A 25,905-nucleotide genomic window follows, 5' to 3' on the forward strand; every position below is an offset into this window, starting at 1 on the left:
TCCCCGGATAACGCTTTTCCATCCGTTCCGCCCCGGCATCTCCCGCGGGGCGCACCGTTTTTCCTATTTGCCGGCGGCCTTGACGATGGCCTCCACCAGGCCGTTGATGTCGTGCGTTTTCGCGGTAATCGAGGGTGCGCGCCCCAGCTCCTTGAGGGTTGCCGTGGTCACGGGCCCGATGCTGGCGGCCTTGCAGCCGTCCGGCCACGGAAGCCCCAGCTTGAAAAAGTTTTCCGCCGTGGAGGAGCTGGTGAACGTCACGATATCCGCCCCCCGCTCCCGGAAAGCCGCCTGGGCTCCCGCCACGTCCTCCGTTTCCGCTTCCGTCCTGTAGGCGATGCATTCGTCCACAATAGCTCCCAGAGCGGTCAGGCCGTCGTAAATCACGCGCCGCGCTTCCTCCCCGCGCACCCACAGGAACGTGCTGTGCTCAATGGTTCCGATTTCCTCGCGGGCGTCCTTGAAGGCCTTGACGAGTCCTTCCGCCACGAATTTTTTAGGCATGATATCCACGGCCAGCCCGTATTCCCGGAGCTTCGCCTCCGTTCCGGGCCCGATGGCCGCAATCCTGGCGCCTCCGATGCTCCGGATGTCCTGGTACACGGCAAAAAACGCCTGGAAGAAGCGTTCCACCCCGTTGGGGCTGGAGAACACCAGCCAGTCATAGGTATGGGCGTGCACCACGCCTTCCGCAAATTCCCGCTTGTTGGAGGGGGGGGCCATGCGGATAGTGGGCATTTCCAGCACTTCCGCACCCAGACGGCGCAGGCGCACGCTCAGTTCCCCGGCCTGGGCGCGGGTGCGCGTCACCACGATGCGCTTGCCGAACAGGGGCAGTTTTTCAAACCAGGCCAGGCTGTCGCGTTCCTTCACCACATCCCCGATCACGACTACCGCAGGGGCGCCCAGCCCGGCCTTTTGAACCTTGGCGGGCAGCGTCCGGACAGTGCCCGTAACCGTGCGCTGAATGCCCGTGGTGGCCCACTGGATGGCGGCGGCCGGCGTGGACGGCTCCTGCCCGTATCCGGTCAGGGCTTCGCAGACGTCCGCGAGCTTCTGCATGCCCATCAGCATGATTTTCGTGCCCTGCGCTCCGGCGATTCCTTTCAGGTCCAGGGAAGATTCCTTCTTGTTCACGTCTTCATGGCCCGTGAAGACGGTAAATTGCGTGCAGTACTTGCGGTGCGTCACCGGAATGCCCGCATAGGCCGGCCCCGCAATGGCGGAGGTAATGCCCGGAATGACTTCAAACGGCACGCCCGCTTCATGCAGGGCGTCCGCTTCCTCCCCCCCGCGCCCGAAGACGTAGGGATCGCCGCCTTTCAGGCGCACCACTTTTTTCCCGGCGCGTCCCAGTTTGACCAGCAGGGCATTGATTTCCTCCTGCGGCAGGGCGTGGCGGGAAGCCCGCTTGCCCACAAAAATCCTTTCACATGCGGCAGGAGCCCAGTTCAGCAGTTCCGCCGAGCTCAGCGCATCATATACCAGCACTTCCGCCGCTTCCACCAGTTCCCGCCCGCGGACGGTCATCAGGCCGGGATCCCCCGGACCCGCTCCAAGCAAATAAACAATACCCTGTTGCATGCTGTCATTCAACTCCATCACCCGCTTTTTGGCGACAATAAACCCCGCCATGCCCGGATTCATTCCATTGATGGCAGAATTGTCACAAGACATTCACAAAAGATTCTTGTTTTTTGAATAAATACAATTATCACGTATTTATGAATATTTCACGTATACTTACGACCACTCTCGCTGCCGCATTCACCCTTCCGGCTTTGGCGGATATTCCGGCCTCCCGAGTTCCTGCCCCCGTGAAGGAACAGGTGCAGAAGCAGTATCCGAACGCCGGCGCCATCGAATGGGATTTCGACAACGACGAAGACGTTTACGAGGCGGAATTCCACCTCAACGGCCTGGAATACGACGTCAAGCTTTATCCGGACGGCACCGTCTGCCTGATTAAGGCGGACATGCGCCTTCAGGATCTGCCCGCCCCCGTTACGGCGGCCATCGCCCGCGATTTCCCGGGGTACGCTCCCCGCCGCGCCAAGCAGATCACCGCCAGGGGAGCCCTGAAGTACCGGGTGGACTGCCGGTCAGAAACCGCCGCCGTCCGCAAACTGGAGCTTTACTATGCCCCGGACGGCAAACTTCTTTCCCAGAAGGCGGACGATTGAATGCACCGTTCTTCCGCATGTTTCCGTATGACAGAAGCCGGGGGAACCTCTCCCGGCGGCTGACACGGCGCCCTCTGGATTCAACAAAGCCTTATGATATAAGGTCAAACTTGCAATGATTGAATTATTCAATATCGACTTCCTTTCCTACACGGCCCAGGCGGCGGAAACCGCCCCGCAGCATTCCTATACCATTTACTGGATGATTCTGCTGGGCTCCATGCTTCTGAGCTGGCTGGTCAGCGCGCGCATGAAGAGCCGTTTCAGCGAATATTCCCAGATTCCCATTCCGGTGACCGGGCGGGAAGTGGCGGAACAGATGCTGAAGGACAACCACATCACGGACGTGAAGGTGATTTCCACCCCCGGCCACCTGACGGACCATTACAATCCGGCGGACAAGACCGTCAACCTGAGCGAGTCCGTTTACAATTCCAACAGCATTGCCGCCGCGGCCGTGGCGGCCCATGAAGTGGGGCATGCCGTACAGCACGCCCAGGCCTATCACTGGCTGGGCCTGCGGTCCGCGCTGGTTCCCATCGTCCAGTTCTCCTCCAATCTGGTGAGCATCGTGCTGATCATCGGCATTATCCTGCTGGCCATGGGCGGTTCCCCGTGGGTGCTGGGGCTGGGCATCGGCCTGTTTGCCATGACCACCATCTTCGCCTTCATCACGCTTCCGGTGGAGTTTGACGCTTCCTCCAGAGCCCTGAAATGGCTGGACCGTTCCCACCTGATGAATTACTTCGACCACGGAAAGGCCAAGAGTGCCCTGTTCTGGGCGGCCATGACCTATGTGGTGGGCGCGCTTTCCTCCCTGGCCATGCTGCTGTATTACGTGTTCATTTTCCTGAACGCGCGCGGCAGGGAATAATCCCAAGCACGGGCGCAGCGGCATACGGGGTTCCAGCCCATGCGGATAACGAGGCTTTTCAGGCCCTCCCTCCGCAGGAAAACCTCTTTCAGCCTTTTTCCCGAAAGACGGGGAGCACGGAAACGTGCTCCCCTTTTTTAACGCATCAGGCGCGGGCAGCGGTCCCATGCAGGGTTCTGTCTTCCCGCGCCTTCCGCGGCAGGGGCTATTCCAGGCGTTTCCGTTCCAGCCTCGTGCCCTATGCTTCTTCCGGGTGTTCCTGTTTCCTCTTTCCGGCTGTCAGGCGGAAGAAGAGGGGAACCAGGAAGATCGCCAGCAGGGTGGCCGTAATGATGCCGCCCAGCACCCCCGTGCCTACGGCGCGCTGCGCGCCCGCCGCCGCCCCGTGGGCGAAGGCCAGCGGAACCACCCCGGCGCCGAACGCCAGGGAGGTCATCAGGATGGGCCTCAGGCGCAGTTTGGCGGCGGCAACGGCAGCTTCCATCACATCCATGCCTTCCCGGTAGAATTCCTTGGCCACTTCCACAATCAGGATGGCATTCTTGGCGGAAAGGCCGATGGTCGTAATCAGGCCCACCTTGAAGTAGATGTCGTTGGGCATGTCGCGCAGGAAGACGGCCAGCAGGGCTCCGAGCAGGCCCAGGGGCACCACCAGGATGACCGCCAGCGGAATGGACCAGCTTTCATACAGGGCCGCCAGCACCAGGAAGACGATCAGGATGGACAGGCCGAAGAGCAGCGTGGCCTGGGACCCGGCAAGCTTTTCTTCATAGGACTGTCCCGTCCATTCAAATCCCACGCCCTGCGGCAGGGTGGCGGTAATCTGCTCCAGGGCGTTCATGGCGTCCCCGCTGCTCTTGCCGGGCGCGGAGGAGCCGTTGATGGTGAAGGAGGGGTAGTTGTTGTAGCGCGTGAGCTGCGGGGGGCCGGCCGTCCAGTCCAGCCGGACGAAGGAGGAGAGGGGCAGAAGCTTCCCCTGGTCATTACGGACATGCAGGTCTTCAATGTCATTGCCGTTCAGGCGGCTTTTTCCGTCCGCCTGCACAATGATGCGGCGCACCTGGCTGTCATGCATGAAGTCCCCCACATAGCTGGACCCGAACATGACCGCCAGCGAATTGCTGATTTCCGTAATGGGCACTCCCATGGAGAAGGCTTTTTCCCGGTCAATGGAGACGTGCAGCCGCGGCGTGTCCGCCTGTCCGGAGAAGTAGACGCCCGTCAGGTTGGGGTCCGCATTGGCGCGGGCCAGGAGTTCGTCCCGGGCTTCCACCATGCGGGCATACCCCAGGCCGCCCTTGTCCTGGAGCCGGAAGTCGAAGCCGGACGTGCTGCCCAGTTCCGGCAGGGACGGCATGTTCAGGGCCATGACCATCATCTGGCGGTCCCCGCCAAAACGGGCGTTGACCCGGTCAATGATCGCCTGGGCGGAGTTGTCCTCTCCGGAACGCTCGTCCCAGTTTTTCAGGCCGACAAACAGCATCGCCATGTTGGTGCCGGTGCCCATGAAGCTGAAGCCGCCCACGGAGTAGGCGTATTCCACCGGTTCATGCTGCATCAGGTAATCCTCCACCTCCCGCAGCCGGGTGCTGGTTTCCTCCTGCAAGGTCCCGGCAGGCAGGGCAACCATCGCCATGAAGTTGCCCTGGTCTTCTTCCGGAAGGAAGGAGGTGGGAAGCGTGAGGTACAGGTAGCCGGCCCCCGCAATGATGAGCACATACAGGAACAGGGAGCGTACGGGGCGGCGGATGATTCCGGATACGGCATTGCCGTACCGGTCCGTGGACCGGTGGATGGTCCTGTTGAACCATCCGAAGAATCCTTTCTTTTCCTGATGCTCCACGGAGGAGGCTTTAAGCATGGCGGCGCACAGAGCCGGAGTCAGGGAAAGGGCCAGAAACGCGGAGAAGGAGATGGATACAATGAGGGTCACGGCAAATTGCCGGTAGATGTTCCCCACCGCTCCGCTGAAAAAGGCCATGGGCACGAACACGGCCACGAGCACGGCGGTGATGCCCACGATGGCGCCTCCGATCTGCTTCATGGCTTTTACCGTAGCGCGCCGGGCGTCCAGCCCCTCCTCCATCATGATGCGTTCCACATTTTCCACCACCACAATGGCGTCGTCCACCAGAATGCCGATGCTGAGCACCATGGCGAACATGGTGAGCATGTTGATGGAGAACCCGGAGAGCCACATCACCGCAAAGGTGCCCAGCAGGGCCACGGGGACGACGAGCGTGGGAATCAGGGTGGCCCGGAAGTTCTGCAGGAACAGGAACATGACCAGGAATACCAGCAGAATGGCTTCCAGCAGGGTGGAGATGACCTTCTGGATGGAGATTTCCACGAAATGGGTGGTTTCATACGGAATCTGGTAGGTGACGCCGGGCGGGAAGTCCCTGGCCAGCTCATCCATCTTGGCCTTGAGCAGGCCCATGGTTTCCACGGCGTTGGAGCCGGGAGCCATCTTGATAGCCATGCCGGTGGCGGTCTGCCCGTTGCAGCGGGAGAAGAACGCGTAGCTGTTGGAGCCCAGCTCCACCCGCGCCACGTCCCCCAGCTTGACGGAGGAACCGTCTGAAAGCGTTCTCAGCGCAATGGAGGCGAATTCCTCCGGCGTGCGGAAGGCTTCCTCCGCCACCACGCTGGCGTTGATGGGGGCGGATTTGGAAACGGCCGCCCCCCCGATGTCACCGATGATGATGCGCTCGCTCTGGGCGGCCACGGCATTCACGATGTCCGTGGGCGTCAGCCCCAGCGCTTCCAGCTTTTCCGGATCGGGCCAGATGCGCATGGACGTTTCCGCGCCGAAGAGCTCCACGCGCCCGACGCCTTTCACGCGCTTCAATTCAGGGATGATGCGCGCGGAAGCCCATTCCCCCAGTTCCGTATCATTCAGGTTCCCCGTGGAGGAAAGGGAGATCATCGCCTGAATGTTGTTGGAGGATTTTTCCACGAACACTCCTTCCTTCCGGACAGATTCCGGCAGGCGGGATTCCACGATTTTCAGCCTGTTCTGCACTTCCACGGCGGCAATGTCCGGGTCCGTGCCCTGCGTGAACGTGGCGGCGATTTCCACCGCGCCGTCGGAACTGCTGGTGGCGGACATGTACATCAGGCCGGGAGCTCCGTTGATTTCCTTTTCAATCACGGCGGTGACGGCTTCCTCCGTATCCTGGGCGGAGGCGCCCGGATACGTAGTGCGCAGGGTAATGACCGGCGGAGCGATGTCCGGGTACTGGGCAATAGGCAGGCTGGGAATGGCCAGCAGCCCGATCAGGGAAATCAGCAGGGCGACTACCCAGGCAAAAATGGGGCGGCGTATAAAGAAATCAGGCATAACGGGTTATTGCTGGGCGTTGGATTGCGGCTGGGGCGCGGCGCTGCGGACCTTCATGCCGGGCCGGAGGGACATGATGTGGCTGACGGCCACCTTGTCCCCGTCCTTGAGGCCTTCCGAAACCAGCCATTCCCGGCCGTTCAGCGTATCCGCCTTCACGGGGCGCATTTCCAGCACGCCTTCCGGGCCCACGACAAAGACGGAAGCCCCCTGCGCGGTGCGGATGACGGCGTCCCGGGGAATGGCGAACACGTTGTCCCGCACCGCCTTCTCAAATACCACGCGCACATAGGCGCCGGGCAAAAGCTCATAATCCGGATTGGGGAACTGGGCCCGCATTTCAATGGTGTCCGTATTCGGATCCACCGCCATGTCGGAAAAGATGATCTTGCCGGAATGGGGGTATTCCTCCCCATTGGAGAGCAGCAGGCGCACCTTGATTTCACCCAGCGGCACTCCCTTCCACAGGCCGGACACCACGGCGCGGCGCAGGCTGCTGTACTGGGAGGCCGGCTGGCAGAAGCGGACATAGATGGGGTCTATCTGCTCAATGGTGGTCAGGTGCGTGAATTCGTTCTGGTTGGCAAATGCCCCTTCCGTCACCAGCGCGCGGCGCACGCGGCCGGAGATGGGCGCTTCCACCCTGGTGTATTCCAGATTCAGGCGGGCCTGCTCCAGAGACGCGGCGGCGGCGGCATATTCCGCCCTGGCCCGGTCTTCCTCCGCCATGGCCTGCTTGTGCTCCCGCACGCTGACGGCGCCCTTGGCCACCAGGGAGGAATAGCGGGCGGCCTTGTCCTCCGCATCCGCCAGCACGGCCTTGGCGCGCGCTACCGTAGCCTTGCATTCGTCCAGCACGGCCTGGAGCGGAGCCGGATCTATCTTGAAGAGAAGGTCGCCCGGGCGAACCGTCTGCCCTTCCTGGTAGCAGCGTTCCTGAATAATTCCCGTCACGCGGGCGCGCACTTCCGCCTGGAGGTACGCCTCCATGCGGCCGGGAAGGTTGGCGGTTACGGGAACCTGGGTGCCGTGCACCGTGAGAACGGCCACTTCCGGCACTATTTCTCCGGGAGAACCGGCGGCCGGATTTTCATCCCCCTGCCGGCAGGAGGAGAGAGCTGCCAAAAGGGTGGTGCAGAGAAGAAGGAGACTAGTTGTTTTCATCAGTAATCATGCTTTATAAGACCTCAAGAAACCCCGGAACCACGCTTCCGACAAGACCGGGGATTTTTCAATTGCCATAAGATGTAAAGTATCCCATAATGGGAGAGTCAAGAGGCAATGAAAAGATTAAGTGGAGCGGCTTTTTATCATTTGTTGTAAGCTGCTGGCAACAAGAATCAAATGAATGACGCGACGATTTCGTCTTCAGGAAGATTTCTCTTGCATGCAGCAGCCGTTTCCGCCGGGCGCGCCTCCGGCGGGAAAAAATCAGTTTCCACGCCAACCGCAATACAGGATGGACAAGCAGAATTTACTAACCATAGGCAATCTGTCCAAACAGACCGGCGTACATATTAAATCACTCCGGTATTACGAGCAACTGGGGATTCTGCGCCCGGCCCATACGGACCCGGATACAGGCTACCGTTATTACACCCTCTCCCAGATTCCCGTGGTGGACGCCATCCGCGCCTGCACCTTCCTGGACATTCCCCTGAAGGAGTTCACCTCCTTTCTGACCGAGGACCAGCAGAGAATCCATTACAAGAAGCTGATTTCCCACGGCACCATGCTGGCGCACCAGAAAATCAGGGACATTCAGGAGAAACTGCACCTGCTGGAAAAATTCCAGAAGCAGATGGACCGGATGGAAGGCCTCCGGCGCCATGAGGGGCAGACCGTCCACGCCCTGCCGGAAAAATATTGCTGGACGGCCCCCTATGCCGGAAAACAGCACAGCACGGATTACAATGTACTCATCACCAACATGTTTGATGACATTAACCGCAATGAGCTGAGGCTGGGCGCGGAAGCCGGACTCCTTTCCTTCCACCGGAGCTCCGGAACGGAAAGGTTCCTGTATGTGGAGGTGGAAGCGACCAAAAGGGACGCCCGGCAGTTAAAGGAAGTCGTGCGCCTGCCTGCCGCCTCCTTCCTCTGCTCCATCAGGAAGGAAAGCGATATCGGGAAGGCCCCCCTGGTCTTTCCCGAACTTTTTGCGCAGGAGTATGATAAAATCATCATGGAAACGGAATTGTTTTCCGGAGACTACGATGTGGTGCATCCCAAATTCGAACTGAGATGCTCCCTTCCGCCGGAAGGGAAGTGAACCGGGGGATTTTTTCCGGAACAGGCAATGGGTGAAGAGGATGTAAAAAACGCCTTTCGGGAACCGGAGTTCCCCGTCCGCGCCCCTGCCGCCCTGCGGTGCAGCCGGAACGTCCGTTCAGGCCCGCAGGCATGAAGTCTCCGGAAGTTTCATGAAATGGCATTGCATTTCCCCATGCAGCATATAAAATAATGGGGTGGCACATTGCGACACTACACAACCGGACTTGAAGGAAAGCGCCGTCAAGGCTTACAAGGCCATGTTGCTGGCGCGGGCCTTTGACACCAAAATTTCCAGCCTGTATAAAGCGGGCAAAATCACGGGCGGCGTTTACCTGGGCCGCGGGCATGAAGCGATTGCCGCCTGCGGCGGCGTTTTCCTGACCGCCGGGTATGACGTGATCGCCCCGTTCATCCGGGAACAGGCGGCGCGCATCACCTGGGGGGAACCGATCATTGAAGCGGCCCGCTCCTACCTGGGCTCTGCCCTGGGCTATATGAAGGGACGGGACGGGAACGTCCACCGCGGACTGCCGGCGGAAGGCTACATGGCGCCCATCAGCCATCTGGGCAGCACGGTGGCCTTCGTCATCGGCTGCCTTTTTGCCAAGCGGCTGGACGGCAAGCTTCCCGGCCCCGTAGGCGTGGCCTTCTGCGGAGACGGCACCACGTCCACAGGCGCCTTTCACGAAGCCGCCAACATGGCGAACGTGGAACAACTGCCGCTGGTGCTCGTGGTGACCAACAATCAATTCGCCTATTCCACTCCCAATGTCCGTGAATTCGGGGAAGCCTCCCTGGCGGACAGGGGCCGCGGCTACGGCTTCACCGTGCATGAAACGGACGGCACGGACTTCATGGCTACGCTGGAAGCCTTCCGCACCGCCGTCAACAACGCGAGGGAAGGCAGGGGCCCCCAGTGGGTGCTGGCCAAGACCCTGCGCATGTGCGGCCACGGGGAACATGACGACGCCTCCTACATCCCCAGGGAATTGAAGGATGAGTACGACAAAAAAGACCCCGTCACCGTCGCGGAACGGCAACTGCTGGAAGCCGGCTGGCTGACGCCGGAAGAAGTGGCGGACCTGAAAAAGCAGTATGCCGATGAAGTCCAGCTGGCCGTGGCTACTGCGCAGAGGGAACCGGAGCCGGACCCCTTCCGGGAGGACTGGAACGCCACGGTGTGGAGACCTTATTAAGCCTGCAAACGGAATATTCCCATGAGCGTAACATACATTGATGCCATTCACGACGCCCAGAAAGACCTGCTTGCGGAAGACAAGGACGTCTTCCTGTACGGACAGGACATAGGCGTTTTCGGCGGCGCTTTCAAAGCGACCAAGGGCCTCAAGGAGCTGTTCCCGGACCGCGTGATTGACGCCCCCATCAGTGAGGACGCCATGGCCGGCATGGTCACCGGAGCCGCCGTCATGGGCAAGAAGCCCATCATGGAAGTCCAGTTTGCCGACTTCAGCACCATCGCTTTCAACCAGATCGTCAACATGGCGGCCACCCATTACTACCGCACGGGCATTCCCGCCAACATCACGGTGCGGCTGCCCTGCGGGGGAACGCCCGGCACGGGTCCCTTCCACAGCCAGAGCCTGGAAGCCCTGTTCGCCCACTATCCGGGCCTGCACGTCATGACCCCGGCCACCGTGGCGGACGCCTACTGGATGCTGCGCCAGGCCGTGGAAGTGCCCGATCCCGTCATCTTCCTGGAACACAAGTTCCTGTACCGCTGGCTGAAGGCGGAGGACAACTACCGGGAAGCCCCGGTGATTCCCTTCGGCATGGCCCGGATCGCCCGCACCGGAAAGCACGCCACCGTAGTGGCGTACAGCGCCATGGTGCCGGAAGCCGTGCGCGCGGCGGACCTGCTGGCGAAGGAGAGCGGTTATGAAGTGGAAGTAGTGGACCTCCGCACGGTGCGCCCGCTGGACATGGACACCGTCATCGCCTCCGTAGCGCGCACTGGCCGCGTCCTGGTCGTCGGGGAAGACTTCCCGTGGGGGGGCGTCACGTCGGAAGTCGTTTCCCGCATCGTGGCGGAAGGCTTCCATCTGCTGGACGCTCCGCCCCAGCGGCTCAACGCCAGGGACACCCCCATCCCCCAGCATCCCAACCTGTGGAAGGCGCACCGCCCTACGCTGGAATCCATCGCCGCCTCCATCCGCCATCTTTTATCCATCTGATTCAACCCAGTTTCCACCATGCCTAAAGTACCCATTCTGATGCCCCAGCTCGGGGATTCCATTGCGGAAGCCACCGTGCTGCGCCTGCTGGCGGCCCCGGGCGACACCGTAGAAGCCGACCAAGAAATCTTTGAGGTAGAGACCAACAAGGCCACCATGGGCGTCACCACCATGTGCGGCGGCGTCCTGAGCGACGTGTTTATCAAGGAAGGGGAATCCATCGTGGTCGGCGCCTGCATGGCCATGATTGACGCCACGGAAGAGGAAATTGAGCGTTCCGGGGCCACCCCGGCCGGTGACTCCACCCAGCCTTCCCTTCCGGCCAGCCCGGAATCCGTGCCCCAGCGCGTCCCGGACGCTTCCGCCCGGGAGGAAAAGCCCGCCGGGGTCCACTTTGGCCTGACGGGGGAATCCTACCAGGAAAACGGCACGGACCTGAAAGTCCAGCCCAGCGTGCGCGGCCTGCCGGTGCCCGCCGGCATGAAAGGCGCGCACTACATGTCCCCCCGGATGAAGGCGCGCATGGATGAACTGGGCATGAGCGCCTCGGACATCGCTTTCATCTCCGGCTCCGGAGCCGGAGGACGGGTCACCATTGACGACCTGGAGGAATTCCTGGAATACGTGAGCCAGTGGCCGCACCGCAAGGCCTCCTCCATGCGGCTGGCCGTGGCGGACGCCATGCGCCGGAGCTGGACGCGCCCCCTGGCCTCCGCCGGGCGCCCCGTGTTCATGGACCCCCTCATCAAGCACAGGCAGCATTCCCCGCTGCGGCCCGGCATCACCCTGTACTTTGCCCGCGCCCTGGCCCTGGCCCTGGCGGAAAGCCCGGAATGCGCCGGCTACCTGGTGGGGGAAAACATCCTTTCCCCCAAGACCATTGACATCGGCATCGCCGCCCAGGTGGCGGACGGAGTGATGGTTCCCGTGCTGCGCCGCGTGAACGAACGGACGATGGAAGAACTGCTGGAAGACTACAACAGGCTGATCGCCCAGGCGCGCCGCCGCAGGCTGGCCCCGGAAGACAGCACGGGCGGCATCGCCACAGTCACCAACTTCGGCGGCTTCGGGCTCACCTTTGCCGCCCCCATGCCCATGCCCAGCGAATCCATCATCCTGGGGGTGGGAGCCGTCACCAAGACCCCGGTCTGGAGCGACGAGGTGGAGGCGTTCATTCCCATCTCCAAGGCCAACATCGTGGCTACGGGGGACCACCGCGTGGTGGACGGCGCGGACATCGGCCGCCTGCTCAAGCGCGTGGCGGAACTGCTCCAGCGCCCGGAATACCTGTAACCCGCTCCGTTCCCGCACGCTTTACGCCGCATGACGACAGACCCACCCGTACTAGGCCTGGTAGCCGGAGACGGCGTCTACCCGGAATACATCGTCCGGGGGGCGCGCCGCCGGACGCCGGAGCTGCGCATCGTGGCCGTGGGCTTCAAGGGGGAGACCAATCCCGCCGTCATTCCCCTGTGCGACGCTTACCAGGAATTCAGCGTGGGCCAGATCAGCAAGCCGTTCTCCTTCCTGAAAAAGCACGGCGTGCGGAACGTCATCATGGCGGGAGGCATCAACCCGAAGAACATTCTCTCCCTCCGTCCGGACCTCCGCGCCCTTTCCGTGCTGATGCGCATGCCGGAGAAAAACGCGGACTCCCTGCTGGGGGCCGTCATCACGGAGGCGGAAAAAGAAGGCTTCACCATCCTCCCCGCCTTCACCTACATGGAAGAGCACATGCCGCAGCCGGGCCACATCGCCGGACCGCGTCCCACGACCGAACAATGGGAGGACGCCGTTTTCGGCATGCAGATGGCCAAGGAAATCAGCCGCCTTCACATCGGGCAGTCCGTCGTCGTGCACGGAGGCACCGTAGTTGCCGTGGAAGCCATTGAAGGCACCAACAACTGCATACGCCGCAGCGGCGAGCTGGGCAACGGCAAACCCGCCACACTGGCAAAAGTGGCGCGCCTGGGGCATGACATGCGCTTCGACATTCCTACGATCGGCCCCGTCACCATTGAGACGTGCGCGGAATGCGGCGTCAGGCAAATCGCCCTGGAAGCGGGCAAAACCATTCTGCTGGAGCGTGACCGGGTGGCGGAACTGTGCAAAAGGCACAAAATCAGCCTGCATGCCATGGACGCTTCCGGGGAGGGCTGCCCTCAACCGGAAAATCCCGCCCAATAAAAATCCCCTCGTCCGGAAACCCGGACAAGGGGAAATCATGCCGCATACGGGATGCAGAATAGAAAACGGCTTATTCAACCGCCGGAATTAAGCGTTTTTGTCCTTGTCCATCATGGACTTGGCCTTGTCACTTACGCCGGAAGCCATATCCTTGACGCCTTCCTTGCTCTTTTCGTAGGCGTCTTTCATTGCCTTCTTGCCTTCTTCCATCTTGCCGGAAGCGGCATCTTTCGAGCATCCACAGCCTTCATGCATATGGTTCATATGATCTTTGGAGTCACACATAATAAATAAATGGTTTGTATTTTAATCGTTTGAGTTAACCGTTTTTCGCAGCGTCGCCAATGGCTTCGGCCTTATCGGCAGCCCTGTCCGCCGCATGGTCCACGGCTTCCTTGCTGTCCTGGTAAGTATCCTTGACGGCTTCCTTGCTCTTTTCGTAGGCGTCCTTCGCCGCTTGCTTGCCTTCCTTCATTTTTTCGGAAGCGGCGTCCTTGGCGGCTTTGGCGCCCTTTTTCATGTGTTCCTTGGCTTCAGCCATGTCCTTGTCACCCTTGGTGCAGGAACCGCTGTTGCAGGCGCTCTGCGCCAGGGCCACTACCGGAACTGCAACGGCTACCGCTGCTATAGCATATATCAATTTTTTCATGACGTTGTTCTATTTGGATTCATTCCAATAGACTCTTTCTTCATGAAAATCTATGAATACAGTCGTGTCATTCTGCGTTCACTCCTGCAAATCAAAAGCCATAAACGCCGCGGAGGCAACGCAGTCCCGGCACGGAACACAGCCTTCTTTTTTCAGCTCCCTGCAATGGGAATAACCCAGCTTCTCCACAAACCGCCGCTTCAGCTCCTCCCTTGACTGCACGGGCGTGCACAGGAGCGCTCCATACAAGGCGCCGCATACCCCGTCAGGCGCTCTTCCCGTGCCGCACGCGGAGACGGCTTCCAGCAAATCCTCCCTTCCCAGGGCCGCGCAAACGGCCTGGGCGCAATTGTGGCGCCAGGGTTCCGTGCGGAAGGTGGACAGCGCCTTTTCTTCAACGTTCATGCCCCCACTGTAGGCCCGGCTCCCTTCCGGGTCAAGAGCCCCGTCCCGCCTTACCACCTGCAAACTCCGCCGCCGCATTCCGGGTGAGGAAACCATAAGCCCTCCGGAAAACCGCCGGCAGCGGCGTTTACTTCCCGGCAAGCCGGCGGCTGGTCTCCAGGCGCGCGGCCAGCTCCTCAAAGGAGACGGTCCCGTCCAGGCAAAGGCTCACCCAGCTTTTCTTATTCATGTGGTAGGCCGGAAAACGGCTGTGATGGTCCACAAGGCCCTCGAGCTCCCCAGGGCGGACCCGCAGATTCAGCACCTCCACCCTTTCCCTGGAACTGCCGCCCAGTTTCAACCGCGGCACAGCCAGAAAAACGGCATACCATTTTTCCGTGTCCTTCCGCCGCACGACAGCGCTTCCCGGCGACTTCCTCCACAGGAATTCCAATTCATCCCCGTAAGCCTCCCGGACGTGCGCGACGAGGCTCCGGGCAGGATCGCCCTTGAAGAAATCAGGTTCAAAGCAGCACTCCGCCACATGCCACAGCTCTTCCTCATATTCCCTGCGGAGCGCCCTCTCCCGCAACCTGTCTGCCTCTCCCTGAGCAAGATGAGGGATACTCTTCCCGTCCGCATCACGCACCGTTACGCTGACGGAGCCCTCCGCATGTATTTCAAATTCCATACAGAGCTGCCCGTTCAGCAGCTTTGTCCGGTACAGAAAACCATTTTCCCCGCGAACGCAGCCGAAGGGAGGCAATTTTTCCTCACACAACCTCCTGTCCCTGAAAACGCGTTCCACGGCTTTTTCATACCAGCTTTTCCGGGGAATGCGGCGAAAGAACATGAGGAAAAGAAGTTAAAGGAGATGGAAGGATGGAAAACGCCAGCTGCACCCCTGCAGGCGTGCAGAACCCGGCCAAGCCATGATAAATCCGCACGGGAACGGTACAAGGCCAAAATAACCTGCTCCCCATGTCCGGGGCGCCCGCATCGGGAAAAGAGTTTTTACCTCCCCGTCAGCACATACCACACGAACAGGCTGTTATGCTTCACGTACCGCTTGAGCAGCCTCGCCGGCTCCCGGTAAATGCGGTACAGCCATTCCAGGCCGTTTTTCTGCATCCACCGGGGCGCGCGCTTCACCGTTCCGGCATGGAAGGCGAAGGCCGCTCCCACGCCCACATAAACCGCGGGAGGCAGCAGCTCCTTCTGCTCCGCCATCCACCGCTCCTGCTTCGGGCAGCCCAGGCCCACCCACACCACATTGGCCCCGCTTGAGGCAACCGCCTCCCGCATCTCCCTCCGGTCTTCCTCCGTCCAGGAACGGAATGGCGGGGAATGCACGCCGGCCAGATGAAAAGCCGGGTACTTCTCCTTCAATGCGGACGCCAGGGTCTCCAGCGTCCCTTCATCTCCGCCCAGCAAAAAATGGCGCAGACCCGGATACTCCGCATTCGCCCGCACCAGGGCTTCCATCAGGTCCGGCCCGCTCACGCGTTCGGCGCTCCTTTCCCCTGCGGGAAGGCCCCTGTTCAGCTTCCACACCACAGGCATTCCGTCCGGGCAAACCACGTCCATCCGTTCCAGCACGGCCCCATAACCCCGGTCATGAACGCCGAGGGTTATCACGTGCACGTCCGCGGCGGCCACCAGGCACGGGGCCTGCGCTTCCAGGGCACGTTCCGCCAGGGCAGAGCTCATTTCCTCCACGGAGCTGACGGCCACGGAAAAGCCGAACACCTTTCTGGTCTCGCACGGCATCCGCGCGCCGGGCTGGTCAGGGTTGTTTGCAGCAGTCATGGCCTGATGGAAATGAAGGGTGAAAATCACGGCAGGGACAGCCTCAGCCCGTCGTAGGCAGGCATGACGTTCTCCGGCAGCTTGCCGGAAAGAATCCCGTAATCCATGTCGTGGGACATGTGGGTCAGCACGGCGCGCCCGGGCCGGATGGCGGCAATGGCGGCCAGGGATTCCTCCAGGCACAGGTGCGTGGGGTGCAGATGATAGCGCAAGCCGTCAATAATCAGCAGGTCAACCCCTTTCATGGCCTCCAGGGAGGCCTCCGGAATGCTTTTCACATCCGGCATGTATGCCAGCCGCTGCCCTTCCGCCTCCAGCACGTAGGCATAAGTCTCCACCCCGGCATGCATTACGGGAAGAGGCGTCACCAGCACGCTCCCTACGCGGAACGGCTCCCTCACTTCGTGAGGTTCCGGCCTGACGTAGCCGCTCCGGCCCGGTTTCGGTTCAAACGCCCAGCCGTACATGGTCCGCAGGGCTTCCATCGTCTGCGGTGAGGCGTACAGGGGCAGGCCGCCGGACCTGCGCCAGCAGAAGGCGCGCAGATCGTCAAAGCCGCCCACGTGGTCCACATGGGCGTGCGTGTACAGCACGGCGTCCACGTCCGTGATGTTTTCCCGCAGGGCCTGCTGACGCAGATCCGGGGAGGAATCCAGCAGAATGCGGGTGCCCGCGGCCTCCACGTAAACTGAAGAACGCAACCGCTTGTTTCTGGGGTCCGGGGACGTGCAGACCGCACAGGAGCAACCTATCTGCGGAACTCCGGTGGACGTTCCGGTGCCCAGAAAGAGAATGTTCATCACAGAGGTCATGATTGCGTTTAGAGCAAATGATGCCATAATGCATTCAAAATCCAAAGCCCGAATGCTTACATTGCTGAAAATTAGAAACCTGGCCCTCGTGGACCAGCTGCTCTGGGAACCCAGCTCCGGTTTCATCTGCATCACGGGGGAAACGGGGGCGGGCAAATCCGTCATCATCGGCGCCATACGCCTGGCGCTGGGAGAACGCGCGGACAAAACGCTCATCCGGTCCGGAGAACAGCAATGCAGCGTGGAGGCCGTGTTCCACCTGCCGGACTCCTCCCCGGTGCACGCCATTCTGAACGAACACGGCGTGCCGCCCTGCGAAGACGGCAACCTGATCATCAAGCGCATCATTTCCTCCACGGCCAACCGCCAGTTCCTGAATGACAGCCCGTGCACCCTGAACCTGCTGCGGGAGGCGGGCGCCTGCCTGGTGGACATGCACGGCCCCAGCGACCACCGCTCCCTGATCTCCCAGGAGAGGCAGCTTTCCCTGCTGGACGCCTTTGGGGAGCACGCCCCCCTGCTGCACGCCTACGCGGACGCGTGGCGGCAATGGCAGGACGCGCGCCGGGCCTATGACGACCTGGAGCATGCGGAAGCGGCCACCGCGCGGGAAATAGAGCTGCTGCGCCACCAGGTGGACGAGATAGACGCCGCCGCCTTTACGCCGGAGGAAGTGCTCACGCTGGAAGAACGCTGGCAGCGCGCCCGCAACGGCACCAGGCTTCAGGAACAGGTTTCCAGAATGCTTGCCATGCTGGAGGAAACGGACGTGCCCGGCCTGGGTTCCCAGTTGAGGGAACTGACCCGGGCGGCGCACGAACTGGAACGCATGGACGCCTCCACAGCCGCGTGGCTGGCCCCGCTGGCGGAAGTGAATCTGGAGCTTAAGGAAATTGAAGGACGCCTGGCGGATTATTCCTCCGAGCTGGATTGTGATCCCCGGGAGCTCTTCCAACTGGAGGAGCGCATCAACCTGCTGGAATCCCTGAAAATGAAATACGGCCCTTCCTTTGAAGACGTCTGCGCCCGGAGGGAGGAGGCGGCCCACCGCCTGGACCGCATCGAGCACCGCACGGAACGCCTGGAAGAACTGCGGGCCTCCATGGCCGTCCTGCGCAAGCAGGTGGACGCCGCCGGACAGGCCCTGACCAAAGCGCGGCAGGCATCCGCGCCCAAACTGGCTTCCTCCATCGTCAGGCACTCCCGGGAACTGGGCTTCCGCCAGGCCGTCTTTGAAGTAGGGCTCTCCCCCCTCCAGGAACCCGGCTCCCAGGGAATGGAAACGGTGGAATTCCTGTTCGGCCCCAATCCGGGCGAACCCTCCAAGCCTCTCCGGCTGATTGCCTCCAGCGGGGAGCTGGCGCGCATCATGCTGGCGATTAAAAGCGCCCTGGCGCACAAGGACTCCACCCCCCTGCTGGTATTTGACGAAATAGACGCCAATGTGGGCGGGGAAGTGGCGCGGGCCGTCGGCTTCAAGATGCAGCAGCTCGGGAACAGGCACCAGGTCATCTCCATCACGCACTTTCCGCAGGTGGCGGCCCTGGCCTCCCATCACTACCTGGTCCAGAAGGCTTCCGCGGGCAACCGCACCATCTCCTGCCTGCGGGAGGTGAGCCATGAAGACCGGATAGACGAGCTGGTCCGCATGCTGGGCGGCGGCGGGGACCACGCCCGCACGCTGGCCCAGGCCCTGCTGCAGCCCTCCTGAACGGAGGGCGCCAAAAAGGAAGAGGCCGCCTTATTTTTCCAGACGGGGCTTGAAGCCGCGCAGCCGCAGGGAATTGAACACCACGCACAGGGAGCTTAAACTCATGGCCCCGGCGGCAATCATGGGATTCAGCGTAAGGCCGAAGGCCGGATACAGGCACCCGGCGGCCAGCGGAATGCCGATGATATTGTAAAAGAAGGCCCAGAAGAGGTTCTGCCTGATGATGTGCAGGGTGGTGCGGCCCAGTTGAAGGGCTTCCGCCACGCCCACGGGATTGCTCTTCATCAGCACGATGTCGGAGGACTCCATCGCCAGCTCCGTTCCGGACTTCATGGAGATGCCCACCCGGGCGCAGGCCAGCGCCGGGGCGTCGTTCACGCCGTCCCCCACCATCGCCACCTTGTCCCCGCGTTCCTCCATCTTCATCACATGGGAGGCCTTCTCATCCGGAAGCACGTCGGAAATCACTTCATCAATATGCAGTTCCCCGGCCATGTGCCGCGCCGTGGCGGCATTGTCCCCCGTCAGCATGACCACGCGCAGGTTCATCCGCTTCAGATAATCCACCGCCGCCCGGCTGTCCGGTTTCAGGGAATCCGCCACCATGATCACTCCCGCAGGACGGTCTCCCCTCCCTACATACAGCGGGGACGCGCCCTGCCGCATGAACTCCCGGAGGCGGCCTTCCTCCTCCTTCCAGGAGATGCCCTTGTCCTGCATGAAGCCGGGATTGCCCACCGCATAGGGCACGCCGTCCACTACGCCGGAAATGCCGCGGCCCGGCACAACGGACAAATCCGCCACGGCGCGGATGGGGAGTTCCAGCAGCCTGGCGTGTTCATAAACGGCTTTCCCTACCGGATGTTCCGATCCCTGCTCCAAAGCCGCCGCCATTTCCACCAGTTCATCCGCATTCATGCCCGGCTCCGGCAGAACGGCCACCACACGGGGCTCCCCTTCAGTCAGGGTGCCCGTCTTGTCAAAAACGACGGTATCCACGCGGCTCAAAGCCTCCAAAGCTCCGGCGGACTTGCACAGGATGCCCAGCCGCGCGCCCCTGCCCGTCCCTACCATGATGGCGATGGGCGTGGCAAGCCCCAGAACGCAGGGGCAGGAAATCACCAGCACCGCAATCGCCCTGGCAAGGGCGAAGGAAAATCCCTCCCCGGCAGCCAGCCACGCAACCAACGACACCAGGGCAATCGCAATCACCGCAGGGACAAAGAAATAACACACCCGGTCCGCCAGCCGTGCAATCGGAGCCTTGGACTGGCTGGCCTCCTCCACCAGGCGGATCATGCGGGCCAGCGTGGAGTCCCTGCCCACGCGTTCCGCACGTACCTTGAGATACCCGGCCCGGTTGAACGTGCCGCTGATCACCCGGTCTCCCGCCGTCTTGTCCACCGGCATGCTTTCCCCCGTCAGGTCCGATTCATCCAGCGCGGCCTGCCCTTCTTCAATGACGCCGTCCACCGGAATCCTCTGCCCGGTTTTCACCACCACCAGGTCCCCGGAATGAAGTTCATCCAGCGGGACGGCGCGCTCCGCGCCGTCATGCCAAACCAGGGCCTCCTGGGGAACCAGCTTCACCAGCCCTTTCACGGCGGCGTTCGTCTTGCGGTAGGAACGGCGTTCAAGATATTTCCCCAGGGAAATCAGGGTGACGATCATGGCCGCGGATTCAAAATACAGTTCCATTCCGTCCACGTTGGCGCCCTGCCACAGCGCCGCAATCAACAGATACAGCCCGTACAGGAAGGCGGAACCGGAGCCGATGGCGATCAGGGAATCCATATTGGGAGACAGCGCGGCAAGCTGGCGCACGCCGTTGATTAAATAATGCCGGTTCAGCCACAGAATCGCGGCCGCCAGAATGCACTGCGCCCACAAATTCATCCAGAGCCCCCAGCCCCCTCCCGGAACGGGCCAGTGCCACATGGGCCCCATGGACAGATACATCAGAGGCGCCAGCAGCAGAACGGACCAAACGAGGCGGGAGCCTCCCGTTTCCTCCTGCCCCTGGCTTTCCTCCCCATCCGCACCGGAAAACGGTTCCTCCCGCCAGTCCGCCAGGTGGAAGCCGGCTTTCTCCACTACGGACGCAATGCGCCCCCTGGCGGGCGAATCTGGCTTTTCAAACAGAACGGTCATCCGCCCCGTCAGCAAATTCAGCTCTACGCGCTCCACCCCCTCCAATCCCTCCACGGCGCGCTCCACCTTGGCAGCACAACCGGCGCAATGCATGCCGGAAACAAGATAGTTCTTTTCTTCCATTGTCGTTAAAACGGAGTGTTTGATTTTCCGGGACCAAAGAAGGCTCCCATGTTGTTAGGTGAAACTAATCCCATCAATCCCGTTTCTCAAGCCGCTTTCGCGGCTTCACCCTTTTCCAATAAAAAATGACAAAAAAACGCCCGCGGCCCCGTAACAGTAACAAACACCTTCATCCCTTCATAATGACCGCTCCCACCCTGTTCCGAGTCCTGGCCTGCACGGCCCTGTTGTCCGCCCCCCTCCATGCCCAGCTTTACACCCTGCACGGGGACGGCGTCAAAAAAACCGAGAGGGTGGTGGAAAAAGCGGATTATTCCGATTACGAACTCGTCTGGCACGACGAGTTCGACAAGGACGGCCGCCCGGACCCCGCCAAGTGGAATTACGAACACGGATTCGTCCGCAACAAGGAGGAACAGTGGTACCAGCCGGAAAACGCCCGGTGCGAGGACGGCATGCTGATTATTGAAGGCAAAAAGGAAAAACACGCCAATCCCCATTATGACCCGGCGGGAAAGAATTGGCAGACGACGCGCAAGGAAGCGGATTACACCTCCGCCTCCCTGACCACGCGCGGCAAGTTTTCCTGGCTGTACGGGCGGTTTGAAATCCGGGCCAGATTCAGCCCGCGGGAGGGCATGTGGCCCGCCTTCTGGACCATGGGCGTCAAGGAAGGATGGCCCATGTGCGGGGAAATAGACATCATGGAGTACTACCAGTCCACCTACCTGGCCAACCTCTGCTGGGCCTCCCCCAAAAAACACGTGGGCAAATGGAGCACTACCTACACGCCGCTCAAATGGCTCCAGGAAAGGCATGCGGACTGGGCGGACAGCTTCCATGTCTTCCGCATGGACTGGGATGAAAAGGAAGTGCGCCTGTATGCGGACGACATCCTGCTGAACAGGACGCCCCTGGACAACACCGTCAACGCCGTTTACAAGGAAGTCGCCAATCCCTTCCGTCAGCCCCATTTCATCATCCTGAACCTGGCCATGGGCGCCACAGGAGGCGATCTGAATAAACTGCCCCTGCCCCAGAAGTATGAAATAGATTACGTCCGCATATACCAGAAGAAGGATTCCCCCCACAAGGGCACCATTCCCTACCGGACAGAGAAGAAAAAGGATGCTCCCGTGGAACTGTCCCGCCTTCAGAAAGCGCTAGACGAATAGGGAACGTGAACGGCCAGGGGCGCATGGAACGGATAGAGCAAAAAGGGAATTCCGGCTTCGCCGTATCCGTAAGGTCCATCCAGTTTCTTTAACCCCTTCCAATTCATATAAAAGTCCCTGCCTTCGGGAACGGGGGCGGCCTGTTACTCGGCAGCCTTCCCCTTGAGCACCAGGAGAATGTGCTCCGCCATGAGGGCGTGCCCTTCCGCATTGGGGTGCACGCCGTCCACCAGCAGGGAGCCCTTGTCCTTCATCACCTTGTTGAGGTCGATCACCCTGGATTTGGTGCTCTTGGCCACCTGCCGGATGAGCGGAATGATTTCCTTTTCAATGCATTCCCTGCTGATCCCCCCTTCCCTGGCCTCCTGGGAGGGAATGGGCAGCAGGCAGTATACCTTCAATTTGGGATTCTGCTTGCGGAATTCCGTAATGATCTCCTTGTAATTGTTTACAAAATCATCCTTGTGGCTCCAATTCACTTTTTTGCTGTCATTGGTGCCCAGGCCTATCAACAGCATGTCAGGCTTGAACGCCAGCGCGTCCTGATAAGCCTTCTCCCGCGTGATGGGGCGGTCCCCCTTGAACAGCAGGCAGCGCGCCGATACGCCGAAGTTTCCTACTTCCGCCTTCCTGTCCAGGGTCTTCGCAATCCGGGATACCCAGCAGTCTTCCTTTTTAACCCCCATCCCGGCGGTGATGCTGTCCCCCAGACAGGCCAGCTTCACTGCGGCGGCACAATCCGCCGGCAGAAAAGCGGCCAGCAGCCCTATCCACAACAAGACAATAAACTTTTTCATGGAGTAAAATATTACAATGAGAATGGCTTACTGGACGCGGCTTCAAATGTAAAGCCCGTACTCCGGCCCGTCTTCTGGTCTTTTTCCGTGCCGTCCCCTCATGAAAAAGCCCCGGCCGGATAAAACCCGGACGGGACTCTTCAAATAACAGGAAAAGGGAACGTTTAATTCACGCGGCCCAGGTAGGAGCCGTCTTCCGTCTTTACGGAAATCTTTTCGCCGGGCTTGATGAAAAGGGGCACCTGCACCACCAAGCCGGTGGTCATCGTGGCGGACTTGTAAACGTTGTTCGCGCTGTCGCCCTTGACGCCTTCCGGAGCTTCCGCCACTTCCATGGTGATGGCGGCGGGGAGTTCCACGGAAACAACCGTCTCATCCGTGAAAAGCAGAATGTAGATGTTGCCTTCCATCAGGTAATCCTTGACGGGTTCCACGATGTCCGGAGACACGGTAATGTCTTCGTACGTATCGGGGTTCATGAAGTGGTAGCCCATGCCGTCAATGTAGCTGAACTCATATTCCTCACGGGCGAGGTTCACGCCTTCCAGGGATTCATTGGAAGTCAGGCGAAGGTTATATACCTTCTTGGTGGAAATGCTGCGGATGCTCATTTGCACGTAGGAGGCCATGCGGGGGGGGCACTTGTGCTCCATGCTGACCACGACGCAAACGTCATTGTTATGATTAACCGCGTGTCCCTTGCGAAGATTGATTACGGGTACTTTTGCCATGCGGCCCGTACCATACCATGTTTTCCCCTCCCGTCAAGCCGAAAAAACGCGCCAAACCCTTGATGCGCTTGGAGAAAACGCCTTTGGCCGGGTGACCGGAAAGGCCGGAAAAACCATCGTTCCTACCGGCTGAGATCCTGCTGGAACAGGACCTTGATGCCGCTGGAATTCAGCACGGTGCGCCCGAAGTTGAGGTCATCCACATGGAGGGCGACCAGGGAGCCCCGCGCCATGCAGGGCATCAGGGGGTACAGGAAGTTGACGTTCATTTCCGCGGCATACAGCACATCCAGGCACTTCTTGAGGTCCGCGGGGCCATGGCGGAGAACCGCCACCAGAACCTCGGACTCCGTGTAGCAGATGCCCTTTTCCAGAAAGATTTCCGACGTTCGTTCCGGATCGCTGACAATCAGGCGCGCAATGGTCGCCTCATGGCAGTCGTGCATGCTGAACCCCAGGCAGAAGATGCCGTGCATGTCCAGCAGGCCGAGGAGGGCGGACAGCGCCCCCACCCGGTTCTGGAGCATGATGGAATATTGCCTTATCGTACTGCCGGGGGCTTTGATGGCTTCTTCCTTCATGACAATAAAGCAAACGGGGTTGAGTTCTATTTAACGTATGTCTTAAGCACGCGCCTGATGATGGCAAGCGCCTGCTGGACTTCCTCTTCACTCACGTTCAGCGGAGGCAGCAGGCGGACGGTTTCCGGCCCGGCGGGAACGGAAAGCAGGCCCTCCTGCCGCAGAGCCTCCACCACCACGGCGGCAACCGTCTTGCCTTCCGGCGCGTCCACCATCTCCGGATTGAGGCCGATGCCCAGCAACAGGCCCAGGCCGCGCACGCCCTGGATCACGGGCAGGTTCCAGGATTCTATTTCCGCGCGGATTTCCGCGCCCAGGCGCCGCGCCCGTTCCGGGAGCCCCTGGGAGACGATTTCCCGCAGCACGGCCAAGCCGACCGTGGTGCCGAGCGGATTGCCGCCATACGTGGAACCATGGGAGCCGGGATCCATGATGGAGGCAAGCTCCGTGCCCTGGTCGTCAATGGCGCGGTCGGAAATCCAGAAGCCGCCGATGGGAAAACCGCCGCCAAGAGCCTTGGCCCAGGAAACGCCGTCCGGCTCCACGTCCGGAGCCACGGCGCGCCATCCCATGATGTCGCCGCAACGGCCAAAGCCGCACTGCACTTCATCCATCAGCAGGAGAAGATCGTGCTCCTGGCACAATTGTGCCAGGCCGCGCAGGAATTCCGGAGTCACGCAGTTGACGCCGCCTTCCCCCTGGATGGTTTCCAGCATGAAGGCTACTGTTTCCGGCCTGATGGCTTCGCGGGCCGTTTCCAGGTCATTGAAAGGCAGATGGCGGAATCCCGGCAGCATGGGGTCAAAGCCTATCTTGATTTTATCCTGCCCCGTGGCGGACATGCTGCCCAGCGTTCTTCCGTGGAAGGATTTGTTGAACGTAAGCACTTCATAACGGGGTTTGCCGTCCGCCTGGGGCTTCCGGTGGCCGTAGCGGCGCGCCACCTTGATCAAGCCGTCATTGGATTCCGCGCCGCTGTTGGAGAAAAAGACCTTCCCCGGACGCTCCACGCATTTGGTCACGATGAATTCCGCCAGATCCGCCTGCTGGGGAATCTGGTACAGGTTGGAGCAGTGCACCAGCGTGGCCGCCTGCTTTTGCAGGGCCTGCGTTACCACGGGATGGCAATGCCCCAGCGCGCAGGTGGCAATGCCGGCACAGAAGTCCAGATAGCACTTCCCCGTGCTGTCCCACAGTCGGGAGCCTTCCCCGCGGACGGCAGCCATGGGATAACGGCCATAGGAATGGAGTACGTACCGGTTGAGTTTTTCTTCTGTGTTCATAAGCTAAGGTAATACGCGTGTAGTTTGCGCTTCTGGCCCCGTCTGTAAATGATTTTTTTGGGAGCCACGTCATGATTCTCACATTTTATCCCGGCGGGTAGTCATATCTCTGTTCGGCGGCATTTCATTTTTCTTTTCTTTTATCCTTTTGCCGCCAGAATAAATCTACAACCAGCAGCAATCCATCATGGCACATTTTTTCAATCCCAAAGGTTTTCTGGAGGAATTCAAGGCATTCGCCCTTAAAGGAAACGTCATTGACCTAGCGGTGGCGGTCGTCATCGGCGGCGCGTTCAACAAAATCGTTTCCGTCTTCGTCTCCAGCATCATCACCCCCATCATCGGCTACCTCACCTCCGGCGTGAACCTGGCGTACCTGACCTTGAAACTGGGGGACGTGGAATTGAAATACGGGGAATTGCTTCAGGCGACCATCGACTTCATCATCATCGCCTTCTCCATCTTCGTGGCCATCAAGCTCATCGGCTCACTGAGGCGCAAGAGCGAAGAAACGCCGGCAGCCCCCGCGCCCAAGCCGGATGACGTCGTTCTGCTGGAACAGATCCGGGACATCCTGCAAAAACAGGCGGACGTCAAATAAGGCCGCCAACAGCATTTGTGCCGGTTTCCCGCGGAACCGGCACAT

The 25,905-nt window shown here is 60.7% G+C and carries 24 protein-coding genes; 10 read left to right on the forward strand and 14 right to left on the reverse strand.

Annotated features, from left to right (window positions below; translation table 11 throughout):
* Positions 1-63: 63 nt before the first annotated feature.
* Entirely contained in the window at positions 64-1,677 is a 1,614-nt protein-coding gene (gene cobA, locus M8N44_RS09720; protein ID WP_249853098.1) for a uroporphyrinogen-III C-methyltransferase, read from the reverse strand.
* A 47-nt stretch (positions 1,678-1,724) separates the two neighbouring features.
* Here cobA and M8N44_RS09725 point away from each other — a divergent pair, with 47 nt between their 5' ends.
* Both M8N44_RS09725 and M8N44_RS09730 read left to right on the forward strand, forming a co-directional pair.
* Positions 1,725-2,183 carry a PepSY-like domain-containing protein gene (locus tag M8N44_RS09725; RefSeq protein ID WP_102726427.1) on the forward strand — a complete coding sequence of 153 codons (459 nt, stop codon included), beginning with the start codon at positions 1,725-1,727 and terminating at the stop codon, positions 2,181-2,183.
* Between the two features lie 202 nt (positions 2,184-2,385).
* On the forward strand, positions 2,386-3,057 hold the full coding sequence (locus M8N44_RS09730) for a zinc metallopeptidase (RefSeq protein WP_102728575.1): 672 nt from the start codon (positions 2,386-2,388) through the stop codon (positions 3,055-3,057).
* Positions 3,058-3,295: 238 nt separating this feature from the next.
* Here the strand turns inward: M8N44_RS09730 and M8N44_RS09735 are convergent, their stop codons facing one another.
* The gene (locus M8N44_RS09735) at positions 3,296-6,400 is read right to left on the reverse strand and encodes an efflux RND transporter permease subunit (protein WP_022396810.1); all 3,105 of its coding nucleotides are present in this window, start codon (positions 6,398-6,400) and stop codon (positions 3,296-3,298) included.
* Between the two features lie 6 nt (positions 6,401-6,406).
* Positions 6,407-7,564: an efflux RND transporter periplasmic adaptor subunit gene (locus tag M8N44_RS09740; protein WP_022396811.1), complete on the reverse strand. Its 1,158-nt coding sequence runs from the start codon at positions 7,562-7,564 to the stop codon at positions 6,407-6,409.
* Positions 7,565-7,859: 295 nt separating this feature from the next.
* Here M8N44_RS09740 and M8N44_RS09745 point away from each other — a divergent pair, with 295 nt between their 5' ends.
* The 5 genes from M8N44_RS09745 to M8N44_RS09765 all read left to right on the forward strand — a co-directional run bounded on the left by M8N44_RS09745 (position 7,860) and on the right by M8N44_RS09765 (position 13,053).
* Positions 7,860-8,672 (forward strand): MerR family transcriptional regulator, encoded by an 813-nt coding sequence (locus M8N44_RS09745; protein ID WP_022396812.1) that lies wholly within the window; start codon positions 7,860-7,862, stop codon positions 8,670-8,672.
* A gap of 196 nt (positions 8,673-8,868) precedes the next feature.
* Positions 8,869-9,870, forward strand: coding sequence for a thiamine pyrophosphate-dependent dehydrogenase E1 component subunit alpha (locus M8N44_RS09750; protein ID WP_022396813.1), 1,002 nt, complete (start codon positions 8,869-8,871; stop codon positions 9,868-9,870).
* A gap of 21 nt (positions 9,871-9,891) precedes the next feature.
* Entirely contained in the window at positions 9,892-10,866 is a 975-nt protein-coding gene (locus M8N44_RS09755) for an alpha-ketoacid dehydrogenase subunit beta (RefSeq protein ID WP_022396814.1), read from the forward strand.
* Positions 10,867-10,884: 18 nt separating this feature from the next.
* Positions 10,885-12,159 (forward strand): 2-oxo acid dehydrogenase subunit E2, encoded by a 1,275-nt coding sequence (locus M8N44_RS09760; protein ID WP_022396815.1) that lies wholly within the window; start codon positions 10,885-10,887, stop codon positions 12,157-12,159.
* 30 nt (positions 12,160-12,189) lie between these two features.
* Positions 12,190-13,053, forward strand: a complete 864-nt coding sequence (locus tag M8N44_RS09765) for an LpxI family protein (RefSeq protein WP_102722224.1) — start codon at positions 12,190-12,192, stop codon at positions 13,051-13,053.
* An 87-nt stretch (positions 13,054-13,140) separates the two neighbouring features.
* Here M8N44_RS09765 and M8N44_RS09770 read toward each other — a convergent pair whose 3' ends face one another.
* The 6 genes from M8N44_RS09770 to M8N44_RS09795 all read right to left on the reverse strand — a co-directional run bounded on the left by M8N44_RS09770 (position 13,141) and on the right by M8N44_RS09795 (position 16,695).
* Positions 13,141-13,317 (reverse strand): hypothetical protein, encoded by a 177-nt coding sequence (locus M8N44_RS09770; protein ID WP_156340827.1) that lies wholly within the window; start codon positions 13,315-13,317, stop codon positions 13,141-13,143.
* Positions 13,318-13,372: 55 nt separating this feature from the next.
* Positions 13,373-13,702, reverse strand: coding sequence for a hypothetical protein (locus tag M8N44_RS09775; RefSeq protein ID WP_022396819.1), 330 nt, complete (start codon positions 13,700-13,702; stop codon positions 13,373-13,375).
* Positions 13,703-13,780: 78 nt separating this feature from the next.
* On the reverse strand, positions 13,781-14,107 hold the full coding sequence (locus M8N44_RS09780; protein WP_102722223.1) for a hypothetical protein: 327 nt from the start codon (positions 14,105-14,107) through the stop codon (positions 13,781-13,783).
* Between the two features lie 127 nt (positions 14,108-14,234).
* Positions 14,235-14,939, reverse strand: coding sequence for an MmcQ/YjbR family DNA-binding protein (locus M8N44_RS09785; RefSeq protein WP_102728549.1), 705 nt, complete (start codon positions 14,937-14,939; stop codon positions 14,235-14,237).
* A 161-nt stretch (positions 14,940-15,100) separates the two neighbouring features.
* The gene (locus tag M8N44_RS09790; RefSeq protein ID WP_146021140.1) at positions 15,101-15,895 is read right to left on the reverse strand and encodes a WecB/TagA/CpsF family glycosyltransferase; all 795 of its coding nucleotides are present in this window, start codon (positions 15,893-15,895) and stop codon (positions 15,101-15,103) included.
* A gap of 26 nt (positions 15,896-15,921) precedes the next feature.
* Complete coding sequence (locus M8N44_RS09795; protein WP_180975207.1) at positions 15,922-16,695, reverse strand: MBL fold metallo-hydrolase; 774 nt, start codon at positions 16,693-16,695, stop codon at positions 15,922-15,924.
* A gap of 64 nt (positions 16,696-16,759) precedes the next feature.
* On the opposite strand from M8N44_RS09795, the gene recN reads away from it, so the two are divergent.
* Positions 16,760-18,418, forward strand: coding sequence for a DNA repair protein RecN (gene recN / locus M8N44_RS09800; protein ID WP_102728546.1), 1,659 nt, complete (start codon positions 16,760-16,762; stop codon positions 18,416-18,418).
* Between the two features lie 30 nt (positions 18,419-18,448).
* On the opposite strand, the gene M8N44_RS09805 is transcribed toward recN, so the two are convergent.
* Positions 18,449-20,692 (reverse strand): heavy metal translocating P-type ATPase, encoded by a 2,244-nt coding sequence (locus M8N44_RS09805; RefSeq protein WP_102726435.1) that lies wholly within the window; start codon positions 20,690-20,692, stop codon positions 18,449-18,451.
* 182 nt (positions 20,693-20,874) lie between these two features.
* Between M8N44_RS09805 and M8N44_RS09810 the strand changes: the two genes are divergently transcribed.
* Positions 20,875-21,867, forward strand: coding sequence for a glycoside hydrolase family 16 protein (locus M8N44_RS09810; RefSeq protein ID WP_102722218.1), 993 nt, complete (start codon positions 20,875-20,877; stop codon positions 21,865-21,867).
* 143 nt (positions 21,868-22,010) lie between these two features.
* Here M8N44_RS09810 and M8N44_RS09815 read toward each other — a convergent pair whose 3' ends face one another.
* The 4 genes from M8N44_RS09815 to M8N44_RS09830 all read right to left on the reverse strand — a co-directional run bounded on the left by M8N44_RS09815 (position 22,011) and on the right by M8N44_RS09830 (position 25,259).
* Entirely contained in the window at positions 22,011-22,664 is a 654-nt protein-coding gene (locus M8N44_RS09815; RefSeq protein ID WP_102728545.1) for a GDSL-type esterase/lipase family protein, read from the reverse strand.
* Positions 22,665-22,828: 164 nt separating this feature from the next.
* Positions 22,829-23,395, reverse strand: coding sequence for an elongation factor P (gene efp, locus M8N44_RS09820; RefSeq protein WP_022396830.1), 567 nt, complete (start codon positions 23,393-23,395; stop codon positions 22,829-22,831).
* Between the two features lie 122 nt (positions 23,396-23,517).
* Positions 23,518-23,976, reverse strand: coding sequence for an amino acid-binding ACT (locus tag M8N44_RS09825; protein WP_022396831.1), 459 nt, complete (start codon positions 23,974-23,976; stop codon positions 23,518-23,520).
* A gap of 26 nt (positions 23,977-24,002) precedes the next feature.
* Positions 24,003-25,259: an aspartate aminotransferase family protein gene (locus tag M8N44_RS09830; protein WP_102728544.1), complete on the reverse strand. Its 1,257-nt coding sequence runs from the start codon at positions 25,257-25,259 to the stop codon at positions 24,003-24,005.
* 187 nt (positions 25,260-25,446) lie between these two features.
* On the opposite strand from M8N44_RS09830, the gene mscL reads away from it, so the two are divergent.
* Positions 25,447-25,860, forward strand: coding sequence for a large-conductance mechanosensitive channel protein MscL (gene mscL, locus M8N44_RS09835; protein ID WP_022396833.1), 414 nt, complete (start codon positions 25,447-25,449; stop codon positions 25,858-25,860).
* Positions 25,861-25,905 lie beyond the last annotated feature (45 nt).

The sequence above is a fragment of the Akkermansia massiliensis genome, from assembly GCF_023516715.1.
GTDB lineage: Bacteria > Verrucomicrobiota > Verrucomicrobiia > Verrucomicrobiales > Akkermansiaceae > Akkermansia > Akkermansia massiliensis.